The organism is Pseudarthrobacter sp. MOO13 (assembly GCF_058267655.1).
Map to the genome: position 1 here is coordinate 2,467,868 of NZ_CM177848.1, position 24,509 is coordinate 2,492,376.

20 protein-coding genes are annotated in these 24,509 nt (G+C 66.2%); 4 read left to right on the forward strand and 16 right to left on the reverse strand.

Annotated features, from left to right (window positions below; translation table 11 throughout):
- Positions 1–143: 143 nt before the first annotated feature.
- From AC4EEO_RS11375 to dinB, 14 genes are all read right to left on the reverse strand, one after another.
- A complete protein-coding gene (locus tag AC4EEO_RS11375; protein ID WP_491338869.1) occupies positions 144–1,061 on the reverse strand; it encodes a cell division protein FtsQ/DivIB in 918 nt (305 codons plus the stop codon).
- The gene (gene murC / locus AC4EEO_RS11380) at positions 1,054–2,430 is read right to left on the reverse strand and encodes a UDP-N-acetylmuramate--L-alanine ligase (protein WP_491338870.1); all 1,377 of its coding nucleotides are present in this window, start codon (positions 2,428–2,430) and stop codon (positions 1,054–1,056) included. Before murC ends, AC4EEO_RS11375 begins: the two co-directional genes overlap by 8 nt.
- Positions 2,427–3,527, reverse strand: a complete 1,101-nt coding sequence (gene murG, locus AC4EEO_RS11385) for an undecaprenyldiphospho-muramoylpentapeptide beta-N-acetylglucosaminyltransferase (protein WP_491329724.1) — start codon at positions 3,525–3,527, stop codon at positions 2,427–2,429. The genes murC and murG overlap by 4 nt, the downstream gene beginning before the upstream one ends.
- A 6-nt stretch (positions 3,528–3,533) precedes the next feature.
- Positions 3,534–4,859 (reverse strand): putative lipid II flippase FtsW, encoded by a 1,326-nt coding sequence (ftsW, locus tag AC4EEO_RS11390; RefSeq protein WP_491329723.1) that lies wholly within the window; start codon positions 4,857–4,859, stop codon positions 3,534–3,536.
- A gap of 2 nt (positions 4,860–4,861) precedes the next feature.
- A complete protein-coding gene (murD, locus tag AC4EEO_RS11395; RefSeq protein WP_491338871.1) occupies positions 4,862–6,439 on the reverse strand; it encodes a UDP-N-acetylmuramoyl-L-alanine--D-glutamate ligase in 1,578 nt (525 codons plus the stop codon).
- The gene (mraY, locus tag AC4EEO_RS11400) at positions 6,421–7,530 is read right to left on the reverse strand and encodes a phospho-N-acetylmuramoyl-pentapeptide-transferase (protein ID WP_018763551.1); all 1,110 of its coding nucleotides are present in this window, start codon (positions 7,528–7,530) and stop codon (positions 6,421–6,423) included. The genes murD and mraY overlap by 19 nt, the downstream gene beginning before the upstream one ends.
- Positions 7,527–8,990 carry a UDP-N-acetylmuramoyl-tripeptide--D-alanyl-D-alanine ligase gene (locus AC4EEO_RS11405; protein ID WP_491338872.1) on the reverse strand — a complete coding sequence of 488 codons (1,464 nt, stop codon included), beginning with the start codon at positions 8,988–8,990 and terminating at the stop codon, positions 7,527–7,529. Before AC4EEO_RS11405 ends, mraY begins: the two co-directional genes overlap by 4 nt.
- A 6-nt stretch (positions 8,991–8,996) precedes the next feature.
- Positions 8,997–10,628 (reverse strand): UDP-N-acetylmuramoyl-L-alanyl-D-glutamate--2,6-diaminopimelate ligase, encoded by a 1,632-nt coding sequence (locus tag AC4EEO_RS11410; RefSeq protein WP_491338873.1) that lies wholly within the window; start codon positions 10,626–10,628, stop codon positions 8,997–8,999.
- Positions 10,629–10,724: 96 nt separating this feature from the next.
- A complete protein-coding gene (locus AC4EEO_RS11415; RefSeq protein WP_018763548.1) occupies positions 10,725–12,530 on the reverse strand; it encodes a peptidoglycan D,D-transpeptidase FtsI family protein in 1,806 nt (601 codons plus the stop codon).
- A gap of 47 nt (positions 12,531–12,577) precedes the next feature.
- The gene (ftsL, locus tag AC4EEO_RS11420; RefSeq protein WP_018763547.1) at positions 12,578–13,273 is read right to left on the reverse strand and encodes a cell division protein FtsL; all 696 of its coding nucleotides are present in this window, start codon (positions 13,271–13,273) and stop codon (positions 12,578–12,580) included.
- Positions 13,270–14,262: a 16S rRNA (cytosine(1402)-N(4))-methyltransferase RsmH gene (rsmH, locus tag AC4EEO_RS11425; RefSeq protein ID WP_109864329.1), complete on the reverse strand. Its 993-nt coding sequence runs from the start codon at positions 14,260–14,262 to the stop codon at positions 13,270–13,272. Before rsmH ends, ftsL begins: the two co-directional genes overlap by 4 nt.
- Before the next feature lie 165 nt (positions 14,263–14,427).
- Positions 14,428–14,856, reverse strand: coding sequence for a division/cell wall cluster transcriptional repressor MraZ (mraZ, locus tag AC4EEO_RS11430; protein WP_018763545.1), 429 nt, complete (start codon positions 14,854–14,856; stop codon positions 14,428–14,430).
- 332 nt (positions 14,857–15,188) lie between these two features.
- A complete protein-coding gene (locus tag AC4EEO_RS11435; protein WP_018763544.1) occupies positions 15,189–15,560 on the reverse strand; it encodes an SCO2097 family morphological protein in 372 nt (123 codons plus the stop codon).
- Positions 15,561–15,807: 247 nt separating this feature from the next.
- The gene (gene dinB, locus AC4EEO_RS11440; protein WP_491338874.1) at positions 15,808–17,040 is read right to left on the reverse strand and encodes a DNA polymerase IV; all 1,233 of its coding nucleotides are present in this window, start codon (positions 17,038–17,040) and stop codon (positions 15,808–15,810) included.
- A gap of 105 nt (positions 17,041–17,145) precedes the next feature.
- Here dinB and AC4EEO_RS11445 point away from each other — a divergent pair, with 105 nt between their 5' ends.
- Together AC4EEO_RS11445 and AC4EEO_RS11450 are read left to right on the forward strand one after the other, a co-directional pair.
- Entirely contained in the window at positions 17,146–17,670 is a 525-nt protein-coding gene (locus AC4EEO_RS11445; RefSeq protein ID WP_018763542.1) for a hypothetical protein, read from the forward strand.
- Complete coding sequence (locus AC4EEO_RS11450; protein WP_133832211.1) at positions 17,667–18,761, forward strand: polyprenyl synthetase family protein; 1,095 nt, start codon at positions 17,667–17,669, stop codon at positions 18,759–18,761. The genes AC4EEO_RS11445 and AC4EEO_RS11450 overlap by 4 nt, the downstream gene beginning before the upstream one ends.
- 8 nt (positions 18,762–18,769) lie before the next feature.
- On the opposite strand, the gene AC4EEO_RS11455 is transcribed toward AC4EEO_RS11450, so the two are convergent.
- Positions 18,770–19,123, reverse strand: a complete 354-nt coding sequence (locus tag AC4EEO_RS11455) for an Rv2175c family DNA-binding protein (protein ID WP_026265088.1) — start codon at positions 19,121–19,123, stop codon at positions 18,770–18,772.
- 248 nt (positions 19,124–19,371) lie between these two features.
- Between AC4EEO_RS11455 and AC4EEO_RS11460 the strand changes: the two genes are divergently transcribed.
- Positions 19,372–20,781: a LysM peptidoglycan-binding domain-containing protein gene (locus AC4EEO_RS11460; RefSeq protein WP_491338875.1), complete on the forward strand. Its 1,410-nt coding sequence runs from the start codon at positions 19,372–19,374 to the stop codon at positions 20,779–20,781.
- A 108-nt stretch (positions 20,782–20,889) separates the two neighbouring features.
- A complete protein-coding gene (pknB, locus tag AC4EEO_RS11465) occupies positions 20,890–22,989 on the forward strand; it encodes a Stk1 family PASTA domain-containing Ser/Thr kinase (protein ID WP_491338876.1) in 2,100 nt (699 codons plus the stop codon).
- A 35-nt stretch (positions 22,990–23,024) separates the two neighbouring features.
- On the opposite strand, the gene AC4EEO_RS11470 is transcribed toward pknB, so the two are convergent.
- Positions 23,025–24,419, reverse strand: coding sequence for a class II 3-deoxy-7-phosphoheptulonate synthase (locus AC4EEO_RS11470; RefSeq protein WP_018763537.1), 1,395 nt, complete (start codon positions 24,417–24,419; stop codon positions 23,025–23,027).
- Positions 24,420–24,509: the final 90 nt, after the last annotated feature.

Sequence of the window (24,509 nt, forward strand, 5' to 3'; positions counted from 1 at the left end):
GTGAGCTTGAAGCCTGCAACCTTAACCTTCGACTTGAAGGTTATAGTTATGTCAAGTAACTCATGTCTGTGACGGTATTTCCTCTGGTTCCGACATTCAATGACCGGGTCCGCGTGTCGGATTAATACGGGGAAAGAAAGCGCTCAGCGCGTCACGGGGTGCCGGGGCACACTGACATCGTAGACCCTGACGGGGTTCTTCGGATCCGCCGGAACCTTCAGGAGCGCGGCCAGCACCTTGGCCTTGAGTTCCTTCTCCGACGCGTTGCCCCACACGATCGTCTGGCCGTCCACAAGCTTCAGCTCCACGGCATCCACGGACTGGGCTGAGGCGTTGGACAGCTTGGCCAGCACGTCCGCGGGCAATGCACCCAGGACTGCCGCCGTGGCACGGAACAGGTCCTGGCCGATCGCTCCGGCACCGCCGTCAATCACCGGCAGCGAGGCCGATGCCGGGTCGGCCGTGGTACCCAGCTGGACGCCGTCGACGTCCACCAGCTGGTACTGCTCCCCCTGCTTGACCAGGGCTACCGGAACCCGCTCATGCACGGAAATGGCGAGCGTGGAAGGCGGCCGTGCCTCGACCGAGACGGACTTGACCTGGACCAGGGGCCCGAGAAGGCCGCGTACGTCGTCTTCACTGATCTGTGGCAGCGGCTTGCCGCGGAGCGGCTCCAGGGCGGCCTGGACCTGGGCGGGCGTCAGGAGCCGGGTGCCGCTGACCGAGATCGTTTGCAGGGCGAGGACGGGTGAATAGATGGCACCGGCCAGGATGCCTGCCACCAGCACCAACACGGTTCCGAGGGCAATGAGGAATCTCTTCCGGCGTCGTTTGGCTTTGGGCTCCGGGAACGCCAGGACCGTCGCGCCGGCGGGTTTCTGCGCTGTCGCCGATTGTTCCGGGGCCGGGTCCTGGATGCCGCGGGAGGCGGTGATGACGTCCCCACCGGTGGCACGGGGCGCCCCGTTCGCCGGGTCTTTCCGGGAAGCGGTGCCCGCCGTGGTGTCGGCACGATTGCTTCCCTTCGGAGGTGCGTAGGTGGGCCGGCGCGAGCTAGGCATGGAGCGCCTCCACGATCCGGGGACCGTAGGCCGTGACGTCGCCGGCACCGACAGTGAGGACGACGTCGCCGTCCCCAGCAGCTGCCGCCAGGGTGGCGACGGCGTCATCGGCGGCTACCAGCCGGCCTTCCCCGGTGAGGTGGTCGGCGATGAGCTGGCTGGTGATGCCCGGAATGGGGTCCTCCCTGGCAGGGTAGATGTCCAGGACCAGGGCGGTGTCTGCCAGGTTCAGGGCATCGGCGAATTCGGCGGCGAACTCCCGGGTCCGGGAGAACAGGTGCGGCTGGAACAGGACGTGCACCTTGTGGTCTCCGGCGACGGAGCGGGCCGCGGCAAGGGCAGCGCGGACTTCCGTGGGATGGTGGGCGTAGTCGTCGAAGACGCGAACCCCCCTCGCCGTGCCCTTCAGTTCGAAGCGGCGGGACGCTCCCGAGAAGCTGGCAAGGCCGGCTGCGGCGGCCGCCGGCTCCAACCCCAGCTCCAGGGCCACGGCAAACGCCGCCGCGGCGTTGAGTGCGTTGTGCCGGCCGGGAACCTGCAAGGCCAGCGGAAACTGCCCGGCGGGGTTTGCCACGGCGACGCGGCCAGGACCGTCGTCGAGCAACCGAACGTCCGCGGCTTCGTTCGTGCCGTACAGGACCACCCGCGTGGCGCCGCGGGCCTTGGTCCTTTCCGCGAGGGCCAGCGCCCCGGCGTCGTCAGCACAGGCAATGAGGAGCCCGTCAGGGGGCAGCAGGGCGGTGAACCGGTCGAAGGACTCGTAGACGGCTTCGGCTGTGCCGTAGTAGTCGAGGTGGTCGGGCTCGACGTTGGTGACGACGGCGATCCGTGGCCGGTAATTGAGGAAGGAGCCATCGGATTCGTCGGCCTCCGCCACGAAGATGCCCGATGTCCCGTGGGCGGCATTGACGCCAAGCGCCGGAATGTTGGCCCCCACGGCGAAGGAGGGGTCCAGCCCGGCGGCCCGCAGCAATACGGTGATCATGGAGGTCGTGGTGGATTTTCCATGCGTTCCCGCCACCGTCACCACGGCGTCATCCCCCATGGTGGCGGCGAGGGCCTCGGAGCGGTGCAGGACTGGCAGCCCTGCCTGCCTCGCGGCAGCCAGTTCCGGATTATCGTCCCTGATGGCCGATCCGGCCACCACCGTCTCCGCGTCCCCCAGGTTCTCCGCGTCGTACCCGACCGCGATGCGGGCACCTGCCGCCGCGAGGTCCGACATGACGGGCAGGTCCTTGGCATCGGATCCGCTGACCGGGACGCCGCGGGCCACCATGATCCGTGCCACGGCGGACATGCCCACTCCCCCGATGCCGATGAAGTGCACCTTGCCGAGGATGTCCGTGCCTGCGTTGGTGTGGGGGTTCATGCGGATACCGCTTCCAGGACGAGACCAGCCATCCGCTGGTCGGCGTTTCGGATACCGAGCCGGTAGGACTTGGCTTCCATGGCCGCGAGCCGGGCCTTGTCGGTGACCAGGGGGATCAGTTCGCGTTCCACCCAGTCGGGCGTGAAATCACGGTCGGCCACCAGCAGCGCGCCGCCTGCGGCCACCAGGCCGGCGGCGTTGAGGGCCTGTTCACCGTTGCCGATGGGCAGCGGTACCAGGACGGCGGGAACGCCCACGGCGGCTACCTCGCAGACGGTGGCGGCGCCCGAGCGTGCCAGCAGGAGGTCCGCCGCGGCGTAGGCGAGCTCCATGCCGTCAATGTATTCCACCTGCCGGTACCCCGCTGCGGTGAGGGGTTGGCCGGCCCCGTCCAGCACGGTCTTGCCGCGGCCGGTGACGTGCAGCGTCTGGATGCCCGCGTCGGCAAGCCGGCCCACGGCGGCGGCGATGGTCCGGTTGATGCTTTGCGCCCCGGAGGAACCGCCCGTCACAATCAACGTGGGCTGCTGGGGATCAAGCCCCAGGGCTGCCCTGGCCGCAGTCCGGGCAGCTTTGCGGTCCAGCCCGGAGATTTCCTTCCGCATGGGCATTCCCACGTGGACGGCGTTCCGGAACGGGGTGCCTTCGAACGCCACGGCCACCCTGCCGTTGAGGAATGCCCCGACCCGGTTGGCCAGTCCCGGGCGCGCGTTGGCCTCGTGGATCACCACGGGAATGCGGCGCTTTCGGGCGGCCAGGTACATGGGGGTGCAGACATACCCTCCCACTCCCACCAGAACATCAGCGTGCGCCCGGTCCAGGATGGCCCCGGCCTGGCGGACGGCGCCGGCCAGCCTGCCGGGCAGGCGCAACAGGTCCGCTGACGGTTTCCGCGGGAAGGGCACGCGGTCGATCGTGGCCAGTTGGACGCCGGCCGCCGGCACCAGCCGCGTTTCCATCCCCGAGGGTGTTCCGACGGCAAGGATGTCCGCCCCCGGCGCTTCGCTCCGGAGCGCCGCGGCGATGGCGAGCAGCGGGCTGATATGGCCGGCGGTTCCGCCGCCGGCCAGGACGATAGAGGGTGTGGCAGGTGTCATCTGAGGTTAAGCACGCTTTCTGGAATTCTTGGGTTGGCTCTTGTGGCGGTCTTTCCGGGCCTTGAGCTTGAGCATCCGTTTGGGCCGGATGGCTGGGGCCATTTGTTCCCGGGCAAGGGAAAGAACCACGCCGATGGCGCACAGTGACATCAGCAGGGCCGAGCCGCCGTAGGAAATGAACGGCAGCGGCACGCCGATGACGGGCATCAGCCCGGTGACCACGGACATATTGACGGTGGCCTGCCCCAGCAGCCAGACCATGATGGTGCCGGCCAGGACGCGGTGGAACATGTCCTCCTGTGCCACCACGACGCGGTAGATCGCGGCGCCCAGGATGGCGAACAGGACCAGTACGACGACGGTCCCCACCAAGCCGAGTTCCTCGCCGATGATGGCGAAGATGAAGTCGTTGTGGGCCTCGGGGATCCAGCTGTACTTTTGCCGGCTCTGGCCCAGGCCCACGCCGAGCCAGCCTCCGGAGGCGAGGCCGTAGAGGCCGTTGGTTGCCTGGTAGTTGGCGTCGATGCCGTCGGCGCAGGACTGCCCGGTCCACCAGGAGGTAATCCGGCACATCCGGTTGGAACTGGTGACGGCCATGAAGGCGGTACCGGCGGCGGCGATGATGCCCGCGATCCCGAACAGATAGAGCGGTACGCCCGCGAAGAAGAGGGCCGCGGCCACGATCATCATGATGATCATGGCCGTGCCGAGGTCGTTGCCCACCAGGATCAGGACGATGACGACCGCGGCCATGGGGACCGCCGGAACCAACACGTGCTGCCACCGGCTGAGCAGCCTGCCCTTCATGGCCAGGACGGTGGCCATCCAGAGGGCAAGGGCCAGCTTTGCCGCTTCCGAGGGCTGGAAGGTGATGCCGCCGACGTCGATCCAGTTCCTGTTGCCGTTGATCTCCGAGCCGACTACCTGGACCAGCCCCAGCAGCAGCACGGCGGCACCGACGGCGGGCCATGCCAGCCGCTTGAGCCACACGACGTTGATGCGCGAAAGGACGAACATGGTGAAGATACCGATCGCCGCGAAAACGCCCTGCTTCATGGCGTCCCCATAGGGGGATTTGCCGGCTGCGATCGATTCGACGCTGGAAGCGGAGAGGACCATCATGATGCCGATGGCGGTCAGCGCAAGGGTGGCTCCGAGGATCAGGTAGTAGGTAGAGCCGTTCCTGGAGGTTCCGGTACCCTCCAGGGCGGACCAGAACTTGTGGTGCAGTGCCTGCAGTCTCATCCGGGCTGAAGCCGGCGGCCGCGCGTCCTTGGCTGTGGAACCGGGGCGCGACTTGCTGCCCGGCGGCCGGGTGGGCGTGCTGACCATTGTTACTCCTCGCCGGTCTGGGCCTGCCCTTCCACCAGCTCGCGGACAGCGTCGATGAATGTACCACCACGGTGAGCGTAGGAAGAGAACTGATCCATGGAGGCCGCTGCCGGAGCCATCAGCACGGTGTCGCCTGATTCGGCGAGCCGGGCTGCTGACGCGACGGCCCGGGTCATCACCAGTTGTCCGTTGGCTGGGGAACCGGCCGGTGTGGCACCGGGCGCCGAAGCAGTCTCCACCTCTTCAGTGTCGCCCGCGTCCGGCTCGATGACCGGGACATCCGGCGCGTGTCGCTGGAGGGCCTCACGCAGCGGGCCCGTGTCTGTTCCGATCAGGACCACCGCTTTGAGCCGGGCGGCGTGCTGCCTGACAAGGTCGTCGTAGCTGACGCCCTTTGAGAGCCCACCGGCTATCCACACCACCTTGGTGAAGGCGGAGAGGGATGCCGACGCGGCATGCGGGTTGGTGGCTTTCGAGTCGTTGACCCAGAGGACGCCGTTCCTGCGAGCCACCGGCTGGATGCGGTGGTCCCCCGGCACATAGTCGAGGATGCCTTGGCGGACAGCCTTGGCCTCAACCCCGTAGGCACGGACCAGGCCCGCGGCGGCGAGGGCATTGGCCACCATGTGGCGCGGTGCCAGCGGACCGAGATCGGCCATGGAGGCAAGTTCCGCTGCACTGTCGCGGCGTTCTTCAATGAACGCCCGGTCCACGAGCAGCCCTTCCACCACTCCGAGCATGCTGACAGCGGGCGTGACCGTGGTGAAGCCCACAGCACGGCAGCCCTCAACGACGTCGGCGTTTTCCACCATGCGTTCGGTTTCAATCTGCTCGGCGTTATAGATGCAGGCCTTCTGGGTGTGTTCGTAAACCTTGGCCTTGTCCGCCAGGTACGAGTCATAGGAGCCGTGCCAGTCAACGTGGTCCTCGGCCACGTTGAGGCACACGCTGGCCACCGGGGAGAGCGATTCGGCCCAATGCAGCTGGAAGCTGGAGAGCTCGACGGCGAAAACGTCGTAGTCAACCGGATCGCGAAGGGCATCGAGGATGGGTGTCCCGACATTGCCCACGGCGATGGCCTTGAGCCCGGCAGCCCGGAGCATCGATTCCGTCAGGCCGACCGTGGTGGTCTTGCCGTTTGTTCCCGTAATCGCCAGCCAGTCGGCAGTCTTGCGGCCTTCCCTGATCCGGACCCGCCAGGCGAGCTCGACGTCCCCCCACACGGGGATGTGCGCACGGGCCGCAGCGGCGAGGAGGGCCTGGTCCGGGCGCCAGCCTGGTGAGGTGACGATGAGTTCAGGGAGTTCGCCGTCGATCAGCGGAACATGGTTGACGGCTTCCGCACCGAGCAGGACGTCGGCCGCACCCACGATTTTCAGGGTGTCGGCGTGGGCCCGCGCTGTGTCGCTGGTGGCGGCATCCACCACCACGACGCGTGCGCCAAGTTCGATCAGGGTGTCTGCCGCTGCGAACCCGGAGACGCCGATGCCGGTGACGGCAACACGCAGGCCGGCCCAGTCGGAGTCCCAGGAGACGAGGTTGGCCAGGCGGGGGGAAACGGTCACAGCAGTACAACCCATTCAGCGTAGAAGATGCCCAGGCCCACGGCGACGAAGAGGCCGCCCAGGATCCAGAACCGGACCACAACGGTGACCTCGGCCCACCCCTTCAGTTCGAAGTGGTGCTGCAGCGGCGCCATTTTGAACACTCGCTTTCCGCCCGTGGCTTTGAAGTAGCCCACCTGGATGATGACGGACAGGGTGATCAGGACGAAGAGGCCGCCAACGATCCCCAGAAGCAGTTCCGTCCTGGACAGGATGGCGAATCCGGCTACCGCTCCACCGATGGCCAGCGAGCCGGTGTCGCCCATGAAGATCTTGGCCGGCGAGGTGTTCCACCAGAGGAATCCCACCAGTGCTGCACTCAGGATGGCGGCAAGCAGTGCCAGATCCAGAGGATCCCGGACCAGGTAGCAGCCGCTTCCGGCTTCCCGGGGCGAGCCGCAGGCCTGGTTGCTCTGCCATATGCCCATAAGCGTATATGCACCGAACACCATGATGGAGGCGCCGGCGGCCAGGCCATCCAGGCCGTCGGTGAGGTTGACGCCGTTGGTGGCCGCCGTGACGATCAGGTTGGACCAAATGACGAACAGGATCGCCCCCAGGACAGTCCCGCCGAAGGCGAGGTCCAGCCATGGCAGGTCCCGGACCAGGGAAATCTTGGTGGACGCCGGAGTGAGCCCGGCGTCGTTGGGAAAGTTCAGCGCCAGGATGGCGAAGATGATGCCTACGGCCGCCTGGAGGATCAGCTTGGCCTTCGCGTTCAAACCAAGGCTCCGCTGCCGGGAGATCTTGATGAAGTCGTCCAGGAATCCCACCAGGCCCATGCCCACCATCAGGAACAGCAGGATCAGGGCAGAGGCGGAGGGACCGGGCGAGTCGGGGTTCATCATCAGCATGATGAGGTGGGTGAGCCCGTAGCTGAGCAGGACCGCGGCAACGACGACGGTGCCACCCATGGTGGGCGTGCCGCGTTTGGTGTGGTGCGAGGTGGGGCCGTCGTCCCGGATGAATTGGCCATAGCCGCGGCGGACCAGCAGCCGGATGAACAAGGGGGTGCCGACGAGGGCGCACAGCAGGGCGAGGCCCGCACCGATCAGGAGAGCAATCACAGCAGAGTGCTCCTTTCATCGGCAGGTGTCGGGGATGGGGGTAATGCTATCCGATCGCCCAAATGGCGAAGCCCAACGCTGTTGGACGACTTGAACAGCACCAGGTCCCCTGGCTGCAGCTCGGCGTCAAGGATCTGGTAGGCCTCTTCGGCGGTTTCGGCGAACAGGCATTCGTCGCCCCAGGATCCTTCCTGGACGGCGGAAACGTAGAGTGCACGGGCTTCGCGGCCAACCACCAGCAACCTGGAGATGTTGAGCCGTACCACCTGGGTGCCCACAGCGGTGTGCTCGCGAATGGAATCTTCGCCAAGTTCCAGCATGGCGCCCAGGACCGCCCAGGTCCGGCGGCCCCGGCCAAGGTCGGCCAGGGTGCGCAAGGCGGCACGCATTGATTCAGGGTTGGCGTTGTAAGCGTCGTTGATGATCGTGACGCCGTCCGGGCGTTCGGTGCGTTCCATCCGCCAGCGGCTCGCGGCGGCCTGCTGGCTCAGTGATTCAGCGATGCGGTCCCCCGGCACCCCTGCGGCACACGCAGCTGAGGCTGCCGCCAGCAGGTTACCCATGTGGTGGGCGCCGATGAGCCGGCTGCGGACGTGCCGTGGCGCTTCGCCGTCCGGCAACTGGAGATCGAATTCCGGGCAGCCCTCAGCGTTCGTGTCGGCATTCAGCGCCTGCACCACGGCATCCGGGCGGCCTTCCGCGGAGAACCCGAGGACCGTCGCGGAGGTCCGGCTGCGCATCGCAGCCACGCGTTCGTCGTCGAGGTTGATGATCGCGGTGCCCGCACTGGTGAGTCCTTCAACCATCTCGCCCTTGGCCCGGGCGATGTTCTCCACTCCCCCGAATTCGCCTGCGTGGGCCGTTCCTACGGCGAGCACAACTCCGATGTCGGGTTTGACCATCTCCGCCAGGTAGCGGATGTGGCCAATCCCAGTGGCACCCATTTCAATGACCAGGTAGCGGGTGTCGGTTCCGGCCCGGAACACTGTCAGCGGGACGCCAACCTCACCGTTGTAGGAACCCTGTGGCGCTACGGTTGCCCCCTGGGTGGAGAGTATGCCGGCCAGGAGGTCCTTGGTGGTGGTCTTACCCGCTGAACCGGTGATGCCAACGACCGTCAGCTGGTCACCTGCTGCCGAGCGAGCGGCGCGGATCCGTCGGACTGCTTCGGCGGCGAGGGCGCCCATGGCGAGGACGGCGTCAGCAACCAGGACTGTCGGGTAGCCCCGGCCGTCCGGCGCAGCGACCGGGCGTTCAACGAGGGCCAAAATGGCCCCGGCAGCAAAGGCGGCGTCCACGAAATCGTGGCCGTCGGCCTGTTCGCCCGGCTTCGCGACGTAAAGCGAACCCTGCGTGGCTTCGCGTGAATCCGTCACCACCGAAAGGGGCGTAATTCCGGGATCGGCGTCCAGGCGCCCGTTGGTGATTTCGGCGATTTCCGCCGCAGTAAATGCAATCATCTCGGTCTAGGACTCTATCCGGTCGTCATGGAGAACGTTGAATCCCCTGGCTGTCAAGGCGCTGCGCAGTTCCACCCGGTCGTCCAGGGCGAGGTTGACGCCTTTTACCTCCTGCCAGACCTCGTGGCCGCGGCCTGCGACAAGAAGGGTGTCCTGCGGGCGTGCGAGTTCTGCGGCTCGGCGGATGGCCTCCGCCCTCGGGAAGACTTCCAGCAGCTCTGTTCCAAGCGCTTCATTCTGCACGGCCTCCCGGGCCCCCGCCAGCACGTCCGCGCGGATGGCCGCGGCATCTTCGTCGTGCGGGTCGTCATCGGTGATGATCACGGTGTCAGCGAGCCGCGCGGCAATGGCGCCCATCGCCGGACGCTTGCCTTGGTCCCGCTGCCCTGTGGCGCCGAACACCACGATCAGCCGTGAGCCGGGCTCGGGTGAGCGGACCGCTTCCAGTGCCCGCGCCAGTGCGTCGGTGTTGTGGGCAAAGTCGACGACGGCGGCGGGCCGGTCGGAGACCAGCTGCATGCGGCCCGGGACTTCAACGGTAAAGGGGTCGGCACTGTCCAGTGCGGCTTGGAGGTCTGCGGCGTCCACGCCGGAGGCAAGGACCATCAGTGCGGCAAGGGCCGCGTTGGCAACGTTGAAGCTGCCCGGCAGCCCGGTGTGGAGGTTCAGGACGGCCCCTGCCGGCCCCGTGAGGGTGACGTCGGTTCCGAGCCCGCGCGGGGACGTCGATGTCACGCGCCAGTCGGCGGGCGTGTTGCCGCTGGTGCTGAGCGTGGTGATCGGCATCTGGGCATCGCCGGCAAGCCGGCGGCCCCACTCGTCGTCGACCGTCACCACGGCCTTCCTGGCGCGCGCGGGGGTGAACAGTTCCGCCTTCGTGGCGAAGTAGCCGTCCATGGTTCCGTGCAGGTCCAGGTGGTCCTGGGTGAGGTTCGTGAATCCGGCGACGTCGAAGAGCAGCCCGTCCACCCGCTGGTAGGAGATGGCGTGGGAGGACACTTCCATGGCTGCGGCGTCGAGCCCGCGCTCATGCATGAGCGCCAGCAATCCGTGGACCTCGGGTGATTCAGGAGTGGTGAGGAGGCTGGGAACAGGTTCTCCCCCGGCCTGGATTTCGATGGTGCCGATCAGGCCCGCCTGCCGTCCAAGGGCCCGCAGGAGCGAGGTGATGAAGTAGGTGGTGGTGGTCTTCCCGTTGGTTCCGGTAACCCCAAAAAGCTGCAGCGGACGGCCAGCCGCGGACTGGCTCCGGTAGATCAACGCGGAGAGAGGCCCCACCTCGTTCCGCGGGCTGTCCACCACCAGCACCGGGACGGGCGTGTCCGCGGCAAGGGCAAGGAGCCGGGCGCCGGCGTCGTCTGTCAGCACTGCGGCCGCACCGGCTTCGATGGCGTCCGTGGCGAAGTCCGCGCCGTGCCGGCTTGCCCCGGGCAGTGCCACATACAGGTCGCCGGGCTCCACGGTGCGGGAGTTGATGGAGATGCCGCTGACCTGCACCTCGGCGGCCGGAGCGGGAACCGTTACTCCCAGGGCATTGCCGACGGCGGCCAGCGGAACGGGCGCTACGGCAGAAGGCCGGAAGCGGGCCGGGTTTTCATCCCGGGCAGCGTCGCCGCCGGGCGTCGTGAACTCTGACAAGGGGATCTCCGATGGTGCTAGTGCGTGCCCGCCATGGTTCGCGCCGGGCACTGTGATGCGCTGGATGCTGCTGGTGTTTCCAGCGTGGCGCAGCGGCTACTTCGCGTACTGGGGCAACCTGGCCGGCGCTCCGGTTGAAGGCTGTACGTTGTAGGTCCGCAGCGTCTGGCTCATGACGGACCGGAAGACCGGCCCGTTGGTGATGCCGTAGATGCTGCCCTTCGGCCGCTGGAGCACCACCTCCACAATAAACCGCGGATCATCCATCGGCGCCATTCCAACGATGGAGGCCGTGTAGCCGCAGTAGCCTGATTTGCCGTCGTCACACGGGGATTCCGACGTGCCGGTCTTGGCGCCCACCCGGTAGCCGTCGATACCGGCGTCCTTGATCTCGCCTTCTGTGACGGCGCTCTCCAGGATGTCCTTGACCTGCTGCGCGGTGCTTCCCGAAACCACCTGGCGCGAGGGTTGGGCCGGGACCTTCTCTTCCGTGCCGTCGGGGGAAATGTAGGAATCGATCAGCCGCGGCTGCAGCATGACACCGTTGTTGGCGATGCTCTGGTAGGCGCGGACGGTCTGGAGCGTGGACTGGGAAACGCCCTGTCCAAACAGGACGGTGTACTGCTGGCGTCCGTCCCACTGGTCAGCCGGCGACAGGATGCCCGCTGCCGTTGCGGGCAGTCCGATGTCGGGCGCTTCGCCGATGCCGAATTTCTTCAGCCAGTCGTAGCGCTGTTCCTTGCTGAGCCGCTGGCCGGCCATGACGGTTCCGGTGTTCATGGAATACCCGATGATGCCGGCCAGGGTCCGTTCCTCTGTCCCGTGGGTGAAGGCGTCACTGAAGGTCTGGCCGTCCACGGTGTACGTCGGCGGAATGGTGAACTTGTCCAGCGGGCTTGCCAGCCCTTCATCGATGACCGCCGCCGCGGTCATCATCTTTTCCACTGATCCGGGCTCGTAGGCCGCGGTCACTGAACGTGTGCCGCGGTCCTTCGCGGCCACCAGCCCCGGGTTATTGGGATCGGGTGCGTTGGTGTCCGCCAGGGCAAGGAGGTTGCCGGTTTTGGCATCCATCACGATGATGACGCCCCATTCGGCACTGAGCTTGTCCGCTTGGCTCTGGATGGCCTGCTGGGCGAAGTACTGGAGGTCGGAGTTGAGGGTGAGCTTGACGTCCTTGCCATTCTGGGGCGGTGTCAGCTGGTCGAGGCCCACGGGGATGCGCAGTCCGTCCGCGCCGATCTCGAACAGCCGCTTGCCGTCCGTGCCCTTCAGCTTGTCGTCCTGTGTCTGCTCGATGCCGGCCTGGCCGGTGGTGCCGTCCTGCAGGAATCCCACCACGCCGCCCGCAACCGCGCCGTTGGGGTAGACGCGCTTGCTGACGCCCTCGGCAACAATGCCCGGGACCTGGAGCTTGGAGATGCGGTCCTCGACGTCGGGTTTCACGTCCTTGGCCACGATGTAATAGGGCTGCTGGCCGGTCACGGCGTCCCGGACAGCGGCGGTGTCCATTCCGAGGGCTGCAGCGAGTTCCGAGATTGCCTGGTCGCGGCTGATGTCCACCAGTTTGTCGTGGCCGTCAGCCTGCGGTTCGTACCGCTTGTAGGAGTCTGTCTTGGTGTTGACGCGCTGGTCCACCACGATGTTGTAGCGGATCACGCTGTTGGCGAGCACGGTGCCGCGGGAGTCCAGGATGCTGCCGCGTTCGGCCGGCAGGATCGCCGAGGTCATCCGGCTGTTCAGGGCTGCTTCCGCCATGCCGCCGACGTCGAGTCCCTGGACCAGGAACAACTTCCCGCCCACCACCAGCAGGAGGGTGAGCATGATTCCCAGCCCCAGGCGCAAGCGCTTCGTGGCGTTGGGTGCCTTGCCTTTTCCTGCTTTGCCGGTCGTTTGCGCCACCGTGATATTCCTTGCTGTTCGACCTGCTGCTTGTCCTGCCTGGCGACTTACTGTCCGGGGACCTTCTGCTGCGGCGCCGGGATGGAGCCGCCGTGCAGTTCAGGCGCCGGAGCTGCTGCAGCGGCCGCTGCTGCGGCCTGCGCGGCGGCTTGTGCCTGTGCCGCGGCCTGGGCCGCCTCCGCTGCCGGGGCCGAGGACGTCCTGCCGGCGTCCGGCGGCGTCGCCTTGCCGGCCGTTGCGTCCTTGGCCGCCGGGGGCACGATGAGCTGGCCCGCCACAGCCGGCGACGGGATGACTGCCCCTGCCGGTGCGCCCTTGACCGCGGGCGTCGCCTTTCCGGTCACGGACAATGTGGACAAGTCGATCTGGCCTTTGACCGTGGAGGCCACCATGCCCAGTTCAGTTGCCTTGGCGGCCAGGTTCTGCGGTGCCTCGAAGTTCTGCACCTGCTGGGTGAGGTCCTGGTTTGCCTTGGTCAAGGAGCTCTGTTTGGCCCGGAGCTCAACGAGCTGGTACTGGGCCGTGGAGACCGAAATGTTAAGGACGAGCACTGCCACCAGCGCGACGGCCAGCATGGCGAAGCACATCACGACGAACGGGGCCCGGCGCTTGCGCGGGGCCGTGCGGACCACGGAGAGCGGGGTCCGTCCCTTGCGAACTTCGTCAGGCCGGCCCGCGGGCCTGCTGGCGGGCGCCGAGCTGCCGGAAACGACGGGAAAGTTCTTGACGGCGGCGGTGCTCATGCAGCTCTCCTGGCTCTGATTCGTTCTGCGGCACGAAGCCTGGCGGAGGCAGCGCGCGGGTTTTCGGCGATTTCGACGGCGGTGGGCACCTCGGTGCCCTTGGTGAGGGTTTTCAGCTCGGGCTTGTGCTCTTCCAGCTCCACCGGGAAGCCGAGGGGAGCCGATGACTTGGACCGCGCCTGGAACACGCCCTTGACGATCTTGTCTTCCAGGGAGTGGTAGGACATCACCACGATGCGCCCGCCCATGGCCAGGGAGTCGACGGCGGCAGGTACGGCCCGTTCCAGGACGTCCAGTTCCTCGTTGACCTCGATCCGCAACGCCTGGAACGTCCGCTTGGCGGGATGTCCGCCCGACTTCGCGGCCGAGGCAGGGACAACCGAGCGGATCTGTTCCACGAGCTCGCCGGTGGTGGTGAACTCCTTGACGGCGCGGGCGGCGACAATCCGGTTTGCTATGCGTCCAGCAAACTTTTCCTCGCCCCATTTGCGGATGATCCTGACCAGGTCCGCTTCGCTGTAGGTGTTAACAACATCCGCCGCCGTTTGGCCCCGGCTGGTGTCCATCCGCATGTCCAGGGGTGCGTCGAAGGAGTACGCGAAGCCGCGCTCACGCTCATCCAGCTGCAGGGAGGAGACCCCCAGGTCCATGAGGATCCCGTGTACTTCGGCTACGCCGAGGTCTGCCAGCACCTCCGGGATTTCGTCATAGACGGCGTGGACGAGGTCGGTGCGCCCTGCAAAAGGCGCCAGCCGCTCCCCCGCGAGGGCCAGCGCTTCTTCGTCGCGGTCGATCCCGATGAGGTGGAGGTCGGGAAACCGCTGGAGCATCGCCTCTGAGTGACCGCCCATGCCCAGGGTCGCGTCGACGGCTATAGGAGTCTGGCCCCGCAGCCTCGCAGCTTCAAATCCCGGTGCCAACAAATTGATGCACCGGTCCCGAAGGACCGGCACATGGCGTTCGGACGTGGGCTTCGGTTCATCTGTCATGCCTGGTCCTTTCCCGCCGTCGTTGTCACCTTCTGCTTCTGGGACCAGATCCCCATCCGCGCCTACCGTCCTGCCCGCCTGGCTCAGGGGAAGTTGAGCCAGGTTGGCAGCCGATGGGCCGGCTGGAGATCTCATCCAAGAAGCCACCTGCTGCCCGTTCCGGATTCAGAGAATGCCAGGAATGGGATCGTCAGTTTCGGAGAAGGCGGTTTCCTTCTCCGCAAGGTATTCATTCCAAGCCTGGGCGTCCCAGATCTCGGCGCGGGTACCGGCGCCGATCACGGCAAGTTCCCTTCCGAGTCCTGCATACTCCCGGAGCGCTGGTGGAATGGTCACGCGCCCCTGCTTGTCAGGTACCTCGTCCGAGGCTCCAGAGAGAAAAACGCGGATGTAGTCACGTGCTTGCTTGGAGGAGATTGGCGCCTCCCGCATCTGCTCGTGGACCCGTGCAAATTCCTTCTCGCTGAAGACGTAGATGCAACGTTCCTGGCCCCTTGTGAGCACCAGCCCGCTGGCAAGCTCCTCCCGGAACTTTGCGGGGAGAATGATCCGTCCCTTTTCATCCAGACGTGGCGAGTGAGTGCCCAGAAACACTGGCCCACCGCCTGTCCGCCGTCAGGAACTGCACATCCCCTGTGTTGCAACCACCCTCTTATGTCCTCCACATTACTCCACTTTCCACCACAGTCAACGCAAAACGGCCTTTCCAGCGCGGCGTTTATGGGATGTCACCCCTGAAAAGATGCGGAAAATGCCCTGGTGGTGGAAAGTGGAGGACTTTTACCCAAAACCGGCCCACTCGGGACCATGAGGCGGCCACCTGCCGGTTAAACAAGGAAAGGCCCGCCGAAGCGGGCCTTTACGTGCGATTCCCCGACGTCAGGGGAGCGAAATGGAGGGGCGGGGCGGCTTAGCCGGGAGGCCGCTCAGGACTCTCCCCTGCGGCGCTCGTCCCATCGTTCCTCGAGGCTGCTCATGAAGGAACTCCGGGGCTTGCCGGCCTTTCCCGTTCCGGCCTTGGAACCAGGGCGGCCCCGGGAACTGCGCATGGTGGCAAAATATACTCCGCCGCCCATGACCACAAAGCCCAGGACGCCGACGAAAATGTTCTGCAGGGTGACGCCAACCAGTAACAGGAAGACGCCGGCAAGCGCGCACAGGACTCCGATGACCACGTGCCTCGTGGACCATGACCGCCCGGGGTCCGAACCCATCGAGTTCGCGAACTTCGGATCGTCCTCGTGAAGCTGCTTCTCAAGCTGCTCAAGCAGCTTCTGTTCGTGCTCCGACAGCGGCATCACGACCTCCTTTTGTAGGCCAACGTCCGGGCTGATCCCAGCCACTACTTCTGACCCCTAGAACGTCTGCTGTAGCTGGAAAGTTCCCGTCCGGCCGGCGGCGGCCAAGACGGGAACCTTACATGCAGTCGCGGGGGCGGGAGCATGTCCAAGAGGGTCCGGCAGTAAGTCCATTCACTCGAAAACTATGTATATCCAAGGATAGATTGTTGAGGCCTGATCTGAAAGACGGCAATGACTTCGGCGGTCAGGCCGGACCTGCCGTTCCGTCCCCTGAAGGGATGTCCGGCTCCATCAGGCGTGCGGGCAGGACAGACTTGCTGCCAAACCTGCGCGTTACCTCGTCCAGCGCCTGCTCGGCGGCCCGCCAGTTCTCATCCCTGCGGTCGATGCTCAGCTGCAGCGAGGTCCGCGCCGCTTCCTCAAGCTGTTCGGCCCGAACCCCCACGAGCCGCACGGTCATTGTCCTGGTTCCAAGGGACTCCAACAGCTGGAGTACCACCGCATAGATCAGCTGGGCGCTGTCGACCGGGGTGTGGACCGTCCTGCTGCGGGTGATGGTGGAGAAGTCTGCAAACCGGAGCTTCAAGGCTACGGTCCGCGCCACCATGCCCGAGCTGCGCAGCCGCGTCGCCGTCCGGTGGGACAGCCGGAGCAGTTCCCGCCTCAGGAGCGCGTCGTCGGCCGTATCCACGGCGAACGTCTCTTCCGCCCCGATGCTCTTTTCCAGCCGCACCGGGGTCACGGGACGGGGGTCAATGCCCCAGGCGAGCTGGTGCACGTGTTCCCCGGCGGCGCCGAGGACTTTCTTTAGCGAGGAGACCGGGGTTGCCGCGACGTCGGCCACGGTCTTGATGCCCATGTTCGCCAGCGCCTCACCCGTCTTGGCGCCGACGCCCCACAGTGCGCCAACCGGGAGGCTGTGGAGGTACGGAACGGTTTCGTCGGGCCCAATCATCAGGAGCCCGTCGGGCTTGCACCGGGTGGAGGCGATCTTGGCCACGAACTTCGTTTCCGCTATCCCCACCGAGGCGGTGATCCCCAGCTCCGCGGCCACCCTGCGCCGGATCAGCTCCCCGATCCCCCGGGGCGGCCCCAGCCGGCGCAGCGCACCGGTGACGTCAAGGAAGGCTTCGTCAACACTCAACGGCTCCACGAGCCCGGTGATGGATTCGAAAATCGCCATCAGCTGCCCGGAGACCTCGTAGTAGAGCTTGTGCCGGGGTTCAATCACCACAGCCTGCGGGCACATCCGCATCGCCACGGCCATGGGCATCGCAGACTTCACTCCAAAAGCCCGGGCTTCATAAGAACCCGACAGGACCACGGACCGTTCCCCCGGGAACCCAACGATCACGGGCTTGCCGCGGAGTTCGGGGCGGGTACGGAGTTCGACAGAGACGAAGAAGGCATCCATGTCCACATGCATGATGCAGGAACGCCGGCGGCCCGGAAGGGGCGCGGCGGCTGGCTGGTTCATACCTGCGGGCACCACGGCTGCAATCCTATCGGTTTGCGCCGCCCCCTCCGGAGGCTGGCTAAACTGGAGGCTGATTCCGCCCACAACACCAGGAGGAAAGTCTCTGTGACGGTTATTGGAAACTTCAAGCCAGCTGGCCTGGCCGCGCTTGCCGCCGTCGGGGTCCTCGCCCTTGCCGCGTGCAGCCAAGCCCCGTCAGGCCAGGCAGAGTCCTCCCAGACCGCTTCCATTGCCGCCACGCAGTCCACCCTCACGGCCTCGCCCAGCCCGTCGGCATCCCCCAACACGTCGGCAACGGTCGGCGCCGTCGTCGAAGGATTTCCCCAGCAGCTTCTTCCCCTGATGACCGGGGCCACGGTGGTGTCCAGCAGCTTTGACAAGGCATCCACCCCGGCAACGGCCGCGCTGGTGGGCACGGTATCGGCTCCCACCAGCGCCGTCATCGACTTCTACACCAAGGCCCTCGAAGGCCAGGGCTTCAAGGCGGTGCCGGGCGATACCGTGGGCGGGGTTGCTTCCAAGGACTTCGTCCGTGGCGACAATGAGACCGTGAACCTCGCGGTGGTGGAGGCTTCCGGCGTTTCCACGTTCACGATCGGCGCGAACGTCGCAGCTGAGTCGGCCAAGTGACGGCCGCGGAGCAGCTGAGGAATGAACAGGCAGACTTCGTGGCGGGAGTGGCCGGCGAACTGACCGGCTTCCTGACCCAGCGACAGTCCATCATGTCCGGCATCTCGCCGGACATCGAGCCCATCATGGGCTCCATCTCGAACCTGGTCACCGGCGGCAAGCGCCTGCGGGCGCTCATGTGCTACTGGGGCTGGCGCGGCGCCGGCGGGGCGGCCGGAGCCAGCCAGGTTGTGACGGCAGGTGCCGCACTGGAACTGTTCCAGGCCGCTGCCCTGATCCACGATGACATCATCGACCGTTCGGACACCCGGCGTGGCGGTCCCAGTGTGCACCGGCGTTTCAGCCAGCTGCATACCGCGCAGGGCTGGGCCCTGGACGGCGAACGCTTCGGCCAGGCAGCAGCCATCCTTGCCGGCGACCTTTGCCTGTCCTTCAGCGAGGAAGCGTTCACCGACATCGGCGAGCGTGCAGCCTCAGGCAGCAGGGCACGGCTGATCTTCAACCTCATGCGCGCCGAGGTAATGGCCGGACAGTACCTGGACATCCTTGAGGAAGTGGCAGGGCCGGTCCGGGACCGCGCCGGAGCGGTCGGCAGGGCCCAGTCCATCATCCGGTTCAAGAGCGCCAAGTACTCCACCGAACATCCGCTGGCACTGGGCGGAGCCTTGGCTGGAGCGTCTAACGAGCTGCTCCGCGGCTACTCGGCGTTCGCCCTGCCGCTCGGCGAAGCATTCCAGCTCCGCGACGACGTCCTGGGGGTATTCGGCGATCCGCTGACCACGGGCAAGCCCGCGGGGGACGATTTAAGGGAGGGCAAGCGCACGGTCCTGGTGGCGCTGGCCCTGGACCAGGCATCACCCGCGGAGTCGGCCTTTATCGACGCCAGCCTCGGCAGCCCCGATCTTTCCGAGGCGGACATCCTCGACATCAGGCGGATCATCGAGGATTCCGGCGCGCTGCAGGCTACGGAGGTCCTGATCGGGGAATTCGGTGCCGCGGCATTTGATGCCCTCGATGAACTCGAACTGGAAGACCTGCCCAAGACCGCCCTGCGGAGGCTGGCTGAAGCAACCGTCAGCCGAGCCTCCTAAGCGGCAAGTTACCAGGCGAGAGTTTGGGCCCTGCGCCTGATTTCCGTCTTGCGGCCTTCCCGCAATGCATCAATAGGGCGGCCGCGCAATGATTCATCGGCGGTAAACAGCCACACAATGAGGTCTTCATCCGAATAACCTGCATCGGAGAGCACCACAATGGTGCCTTTGAGGCTGTCCACTACCTGGCCATCCTGGATGAATTCTGCGGGAACCGAACGGATCTTCCGCTCCCCAACCCGCACCGCGGCCAAAGCATGGTCGTCAATCAGGCCATGGACCTTCGTGACGGAAACATCCAACAAACGTGCGACGTCGGGCAGCGGCAACCACTCGCCCACCAGGTTTTCTACATTACTCACGGACCAAGGTTGCCACGCTGCGTACCTTGTCGCCTAGTCGGGGCAATTCATTTGCCTGGCCGCCCCGGGACACTCCATGAAAGTGGCCATTCCGGGCATTCTCCGGCTTCTTGTGCTAATCGCAAATTCGTGAAAGATTCACTTTGATCACAGTTGTAACACGAATAACTTAAGTCACAGTAGTATCAAGATTGACAGCGGCATCCCCGCCCGCGTCCGCGCCCGCAGTTGAGAAGAGGATTCTTTCCATGTCGATGTCCCGCTCGCCCAAGCAGCCCCCCAAGCCGAGCCTGCCGATGATTGCCGCCACCACCGCGGCACTGCCAGCGGTTGTCCTGTCATCCTTGGCCCTTGCCCAACCCGCAGCGGCAGCGCAGCCGGTACGCACCATTCCCAGCAGCCTTGCAGCGGCCATGAAAGCCCAGGCAGCTGCCCAGGTTTCCGGCGCGGTCATCCCCGCCTCTTCTGTCTCCACCACCATTCCGGCCACCCTGCAGCCCGCACAGCCGGCGCCCCCTGCGGAGTACACCATCGTCCGGGGCGACACCGTGAGCGCGATCGCCGGCCGCTTCGGACTGGACACAGGGGAAATCCTCAAGCTGAACAACCTCCAGCCGAACACCATCATTTACCCCGGCCAGAAGATCAAACTGTCCGGCTCGGCAGCACCGGCAGCCCCCTCGCCGGCTCCGGCAGCGCAGGCTCCGGCAGCACCGTCAGCCCCGGGCGGCGCAACCTATACGGTGAAGCCTGGAGACACCTTGGGTGCCATTGCCGCGCGGCACAATGTGGGCCTCTCCGACGTCTTTGCCTGGAACAACCTGTCGATGCGCTCCATCATCTACCCGGGCCAGAAGATCAAGGTCAGCGCCGGAAACGCCGCTCCCGCCACTGCTGCACCGGCACCGGCGGCTCCCGCCCCGGCTGCTCCTCCTGCACCCGCCTTGGCCGTCACGTCCGCTCCGGCCTCCGGTTCCTACACGATCAAGGCCGGTGACACCCTCTCAGCCATTGCCTCCCGGCACGGGGTCAAGTTGTCGGACCTGCTCTCCGCGAACCAGTTGAGCATGACCACCGTCATCTACCCCGGCAGCAAACTGGTCATCCCCGGCGGCGCCGGACAGGCAGGCCCGCAGCCCGCCCCCGCAGCCCCGCAGCCTGCCCCCGCTCCCCTGGTCCCCAGCACCTTCCTCGGCTTCAGCTACCCGGCAGCGGTCGTGAGTTCGGCCAACGAGAACAAAGCCCTCCTCAACGCGTCCCCCGTCCCTTCGAGGGATGAAATGAAGAACATCGTGGCGGATACCGCCCGTCGAATGGGCGTGGATACCTCGCTGGCCCTCGCCTTTGCCTACCAGGAGTCAGGCTTCAACCAGCGGGCCGTGTCACCGGCGAACGCGATCGGAACCATGCAGGTCATTCCCAGCTCCGGGCAGTGGGCATCCGACTTGGTCGGGCGCAAGCTGAACCTGCTCGACCCTTACGACAACGCGACGGCAGGCATCGCCATCCTTCGCCAGTTGCTGGCAACCAGCAAGGACCAGGACACGGCCATCGCCGGGTACTACCAAGGCCAGTACTCGGTGAGCAAGCACGGAATGTACGACGACACCAAGGCCTACGTAGCCGCTATCAAGGCAAACCAGAAAAACTACAGCTGAGCCCCCGGGCATCACCGGCTCCGGATGAAACACCGCGGGTCCGAACCGTTACCGGTTCGGACCCGCTTCCGTTTCGGATGCCTTTTGCCGCGGGATTAGGATCGTAAGGTGCAGGAACACGTGACAGACCCCCTTGCAGGGACACTGGTGGACAACCGCTACGCAGTGGCCTCCAGACTCGCCCGCGGCGGAATGTCCACCGTCTACCTGGCCGTCGACCAGAGGCTGGACCGCGAAGTGGCGCTCAAGGTGCTCCACCCGCACCTCGCCGCCGACGAAAGCTTCCTTGGCAGGCTTGGCCGCGAAGCGAAGGCCGCCGCGCGCCTCTCGCACCCGCACGTGGTGGGTGTCCTGGACCAGGGCAACGACGGCAACACCGCCTACCTCGTCATGGAGTACATCAAGGGCCACACGCTTCGGGACGTCCTCAGGGAACGGGGCGCCCTCTCGCCGCGGCTGGCGCTGGCCCTGATCGACCCCGTGGTGGAGGGCCTGGGAGCCGCGCACGCAGCAGGCTTCATCCACCGGGACGTCAAGCCGGAGAATGTCCTGATCGCCGATGACGGCAGGATAAAGATTGGCGATTTCGGCCTGGCCCGCGCGGTCACCAGTTCCACCAGCACCGGTGCGCTGATCGGCACCGTCGCCTATATCTCCCCCGAGCTGGTCCTGGGCCAACCGGCGGACGAGCGAAGCGATGTCTATTCCGTGGGCATCATGTTGTACGAAATGCTGACGGGGCGGCAGCCGTTCGAGGGTGACGTCCCCATCCAGGTCGCCTACCAGCATGTCAACGGAACGGTCGGGCCGCCGTCGGCCCTGGTTCCCGGCCTCGCAGCGGAAGTCGATGAGCTGGTTCAGTGGTGCACCGCCAATGATCCGGAAAACCGGCCGGTCGACGGCAATGCGCTGCTCCAGGAGCTGCGCCACATCCGGACCAACCTCACGGATGCCGAACTTGACCTGCAGCCGCCCGCAGCTGCAGCAGCAACGGCCCAGCACCAGACCGAGGTCCTGGCCCGCGCCAGCAATCCCACAACGCTGATGCCCCCCGCACGGCCGGCTGCCCCCGGCTATCCCCCCGGACGGCCACCGTTGCAGCACAACAGCACGGACGGCGGGGCTGCTACGGAAGCCCTGATATTCCACTCCCGGCGGCCGGACCTCGCACTTCCCGACGACGCCGACGACGCCGACGACGCCTGGACTGCGCCGCCGCCCCGGCTCAGCAAGCGGGCGCAGCGCCGGTCGGACAGGGAGGACGAAAAGGTCCGCGCGCGGGCGGCCGCCACTCCGGCGCGGACACTCCGGGAGGGCAACCCCCGCCGCCGCGGCATCGTGTGGATTGTCGTGCTTATTGTTGCCGCCCTGCTGGCCACGGGCGCCGGATGGTTTTTCGGCATGGGACCAGGCGCCGCGGCCGAGGTGCCGCCCGTCGCCAATAAAACGGTGGCGCAGGCCCAGCAGCTGCTCAACGGGGTGGGTTTCCATTCCACCACCAGCGATGTCTTCGATGACCAGGTGCCCAACGGGCTGGTGGTGGGCAGCGATCCGTCCGCCGGAACGGAGATCCGGAAATTCCAACCGGTCTCCCTGCTGGTCTCGAAGGGACCGCAGCTCTTCCCCCTGCCCAAACTCACGGGCGGAACCCTGACGGACGCGAAGAACGCCCTCAACGCAGCCCAAATGGCGCTGGGCCCGGTCAACGAACAGTATGACGACCAAACCGCGGCCGGCACGGTGCTCTCGCAAAATCCGGCGGCCGGCACTCCCGCCCGGCATGGCACGCCCGTGGAGATGGTGGTATCCAAGGGACCGCAGCCGATCCCCGTTCCCTCCGTCGTGGGCAAGGCCAAGGACGACGCCGTCGCCGCGATCAAGGCCGCGGGGCTCACTGCCGATACATCACCCGATGCGGTGTTCGACAAATCCGTTCCCGAGGGCGCCGTGGTCAGCCAGACTCCGGCCACCGGGACACTGACCCGCGGCGGGACGGTCACCCTGACCCTTTCCAAGGGGCCAAAGATGGTGGATGTCCCCAGCTTCATCGGCAAGCAGGCTGCAGACGCGCGGAAGGCCTTGGAAGCGCTGGGCTTCCAGGTAAGGGTCAACAACATCCTCGGCGGCTTCTTCGGCACCGTCCGGGACCAGGAACCGGTGAACCGGAAGGTCCCGGAGGGTTCCGTCATCACCATCACCGTGGTGTAAGAGGGTGGGGCCGGCAGTGCCGGCCCCAACCCGGCCTAGTTCTTGGCGAGGGCCCCGGCGACGAGGAACGCCATTTCCAGCGACTGCATATGGTTCAGGCGGGGATCGCACACGGATTCATAGCGGTCCAGGAAGGCATCCTGGTCGATCGGGTCCGCGCCGCCCAGGCACTCGGCCACATCGTCGCCGGTCATCTCCACGTGCAGGCCGCCCGGTACCGTGCCCAACCCGTGGTGCACTTCGAAGAAGCCGCGCACTTCGTCGATGACGTCGTCGAAATTGCGCGTCTTGTAGCCGTTGGGCGACGTGACGGTGTTGCCGTGCATGGGGTCGGTGACCCACAGCACCTGGGCACCGGACGCTGTGACCTTCTCGACGACGGCAGGCAGCTTCTCTCGGATGTTGCCGGCACCCATGCGGGTGATGAAGGTCAGGCGGCCGGGCTCGCGGTCAGGGTCCAGCTTGTCGATCAGGCGCAGGGCGTCATCACCGGTGGTGGACGGGCCGAGCTTGACCCCGATGGGGTTGCGCACCCGCGAGAGGAAGTCGACGTGTGCGTGGTCCAGTTCCCGGGTGCGCTCCCCGATCCACAGGAAGTGGGCCGAGGTGTCGTAGGGGAAACCGGTGCGGGAGTCGATGCGCGTCAGGGCGCGCTCGTAATCAAGCAGCAATGCCTCGTGGCTGGCGAAGAACTCCACCCGCTTGAGGGCTTCGAAGTCGGCGCCGCAGGAGTCCATGAATTTGATGGCGCGGTCGATGTCCCGGGCCAGTGACTCGTAGCGCGCGTGGGCCGGGTTTTCGGTGAACCCCTTGTTCCACTGGTGCACCGAGCGGAGGTCCGCGAATCCACCCTGGGTGAAGGCCCGGATGAGGTTCAGGGTGGACGCCGAGGTGTGGTAGGCGCGGAGCATCCTGGCGGCGTCATGGCCGCGGGACTCGGGCGTGAAATCGTAGCCGTTGACAATGTCGCCGCGGTAGGCGGGAAGCGTGACGCCGTCGCGGGTTTCGTCGTTTGAGGAACGGGGCTTGGCGAACTGGCCCGCCATCCTGCCCATCTTGATGACCGGCATTGCCGCCCCGTACGTGAGCACCACCGCCATCTGCAGAATGGTCTTGACGCGGGCGCTGATCTTGTCCGCCGTGGCGGCCTCGAACGTTTCGGCGCAGTCGCCGCCCTGCAGCAGGAAAGCCTTGCCCTGGGCCGCGGCGGCGAGCCGCTCGCGCAGCACGTCCACTTCACCGGCGAAAACCAGCGGGGGGAGGACGGAAAGTTCCTTTACCGAGGCCTCGAAGACGCCGCGGTCCTGCCAGCTGGGCTGCTGCGAGATGGGAAGGTCCCGCCAGTTGTCGAGTCCGGGATAGTTGGCCGCCCCGCTCTGGGCGGTACTGGACAGCGAAAAGGCAGGTTTTGCGGATAGCTCAGTCACCATCTAAGACTAGCGTCCGGGCGGGAGCGGCGGGCACAGCGTCGTCACTCAGCCCGGCACCGGCGTCATAACAGCACAGGAAAGCCCAGTGCT

Coding starts and splice junctions, on each gene's coding strand:
- AC4EEO_RS11375 (WP_491338869.1), bottom strand. CDS start 1,061: ATGCCTAGCTCGCGCCGGCCCACCTACGCACCTCCGAAGGGAAGCAAT.
- murC (WP_491338870.1), bottom strand. CDS start 2,430: ATGAACCCCCACACCAACGCAGGCACGGACATCCTCGGCAAGGTGCAC.
- murG (WP_491329724.1), bottom strand. CDS start 3,527: ATGACACCTGCCACACCCTCTATCGTCCTGGCCGGCGGCGGAACCGCC.
- ftsW (WP_491329723.1), bottom strand. CDS start 4,859: ATGGTCAGCACGCCCACCCGGCCGCCGGGCAGCAAGTCGCGCCCCGGT.
- murD (WP_491338871.1), bottom strand. CDS start 6,439: ATGGGTTGTACTGCTGTGACCGTTTCCCCCCGCCTGGCCAACCTCGTC.
- AC4EEO_RS11405 (WP_491338872.1), bottom strand. CDS start 8,990: ATGATTGCATTTACTGCGGCGGAAATCGCCGAAATCACCAACGGGCGC.
- ftsL (WP_018763547.1), bottom strand. CDS start 13,273: ATGAGCACCGCCGCCGTCAAGAACTTTCCCGTCGTTTCCGGCAGCTCG.
- rsmH (WP_109864329.1), bottom strand. CDS start 14,262: ATGACAGATGAACCGAAGCCCACGTCCGAACGCCATGTGCCGGTCCTT.
- AC4EEO_RS11435 (WP_018763544.1), bottom strand. CDS start 15,560: ATGCCGCTGTCGGAGCACGAACAGAAGCTGCTTGAGCAGCTTGAGAAG.
- dinB (WP_491338874.1), bottom strand. CDS start 17,040: ATGAACCAGCCAGCCGCCGCGCCCCTTCCGGGCCGCCGGCGTTCCTGC.
- AC4EEO_RS11460 (WP_491338875.1), top strand. CDS start 19,372: ATGTCGATGTCCCGCTCGCCCAAGCAGCCCCCCAAGCCGAGCCTGCCG.
- AC4EEO_RS11470 (WP_018763537.1), bottom strand. CDS start 24,419: ATGGTGACTGAGCTATCCGCAAAACCTGCCTTTTCGCTGTCCAGTACC.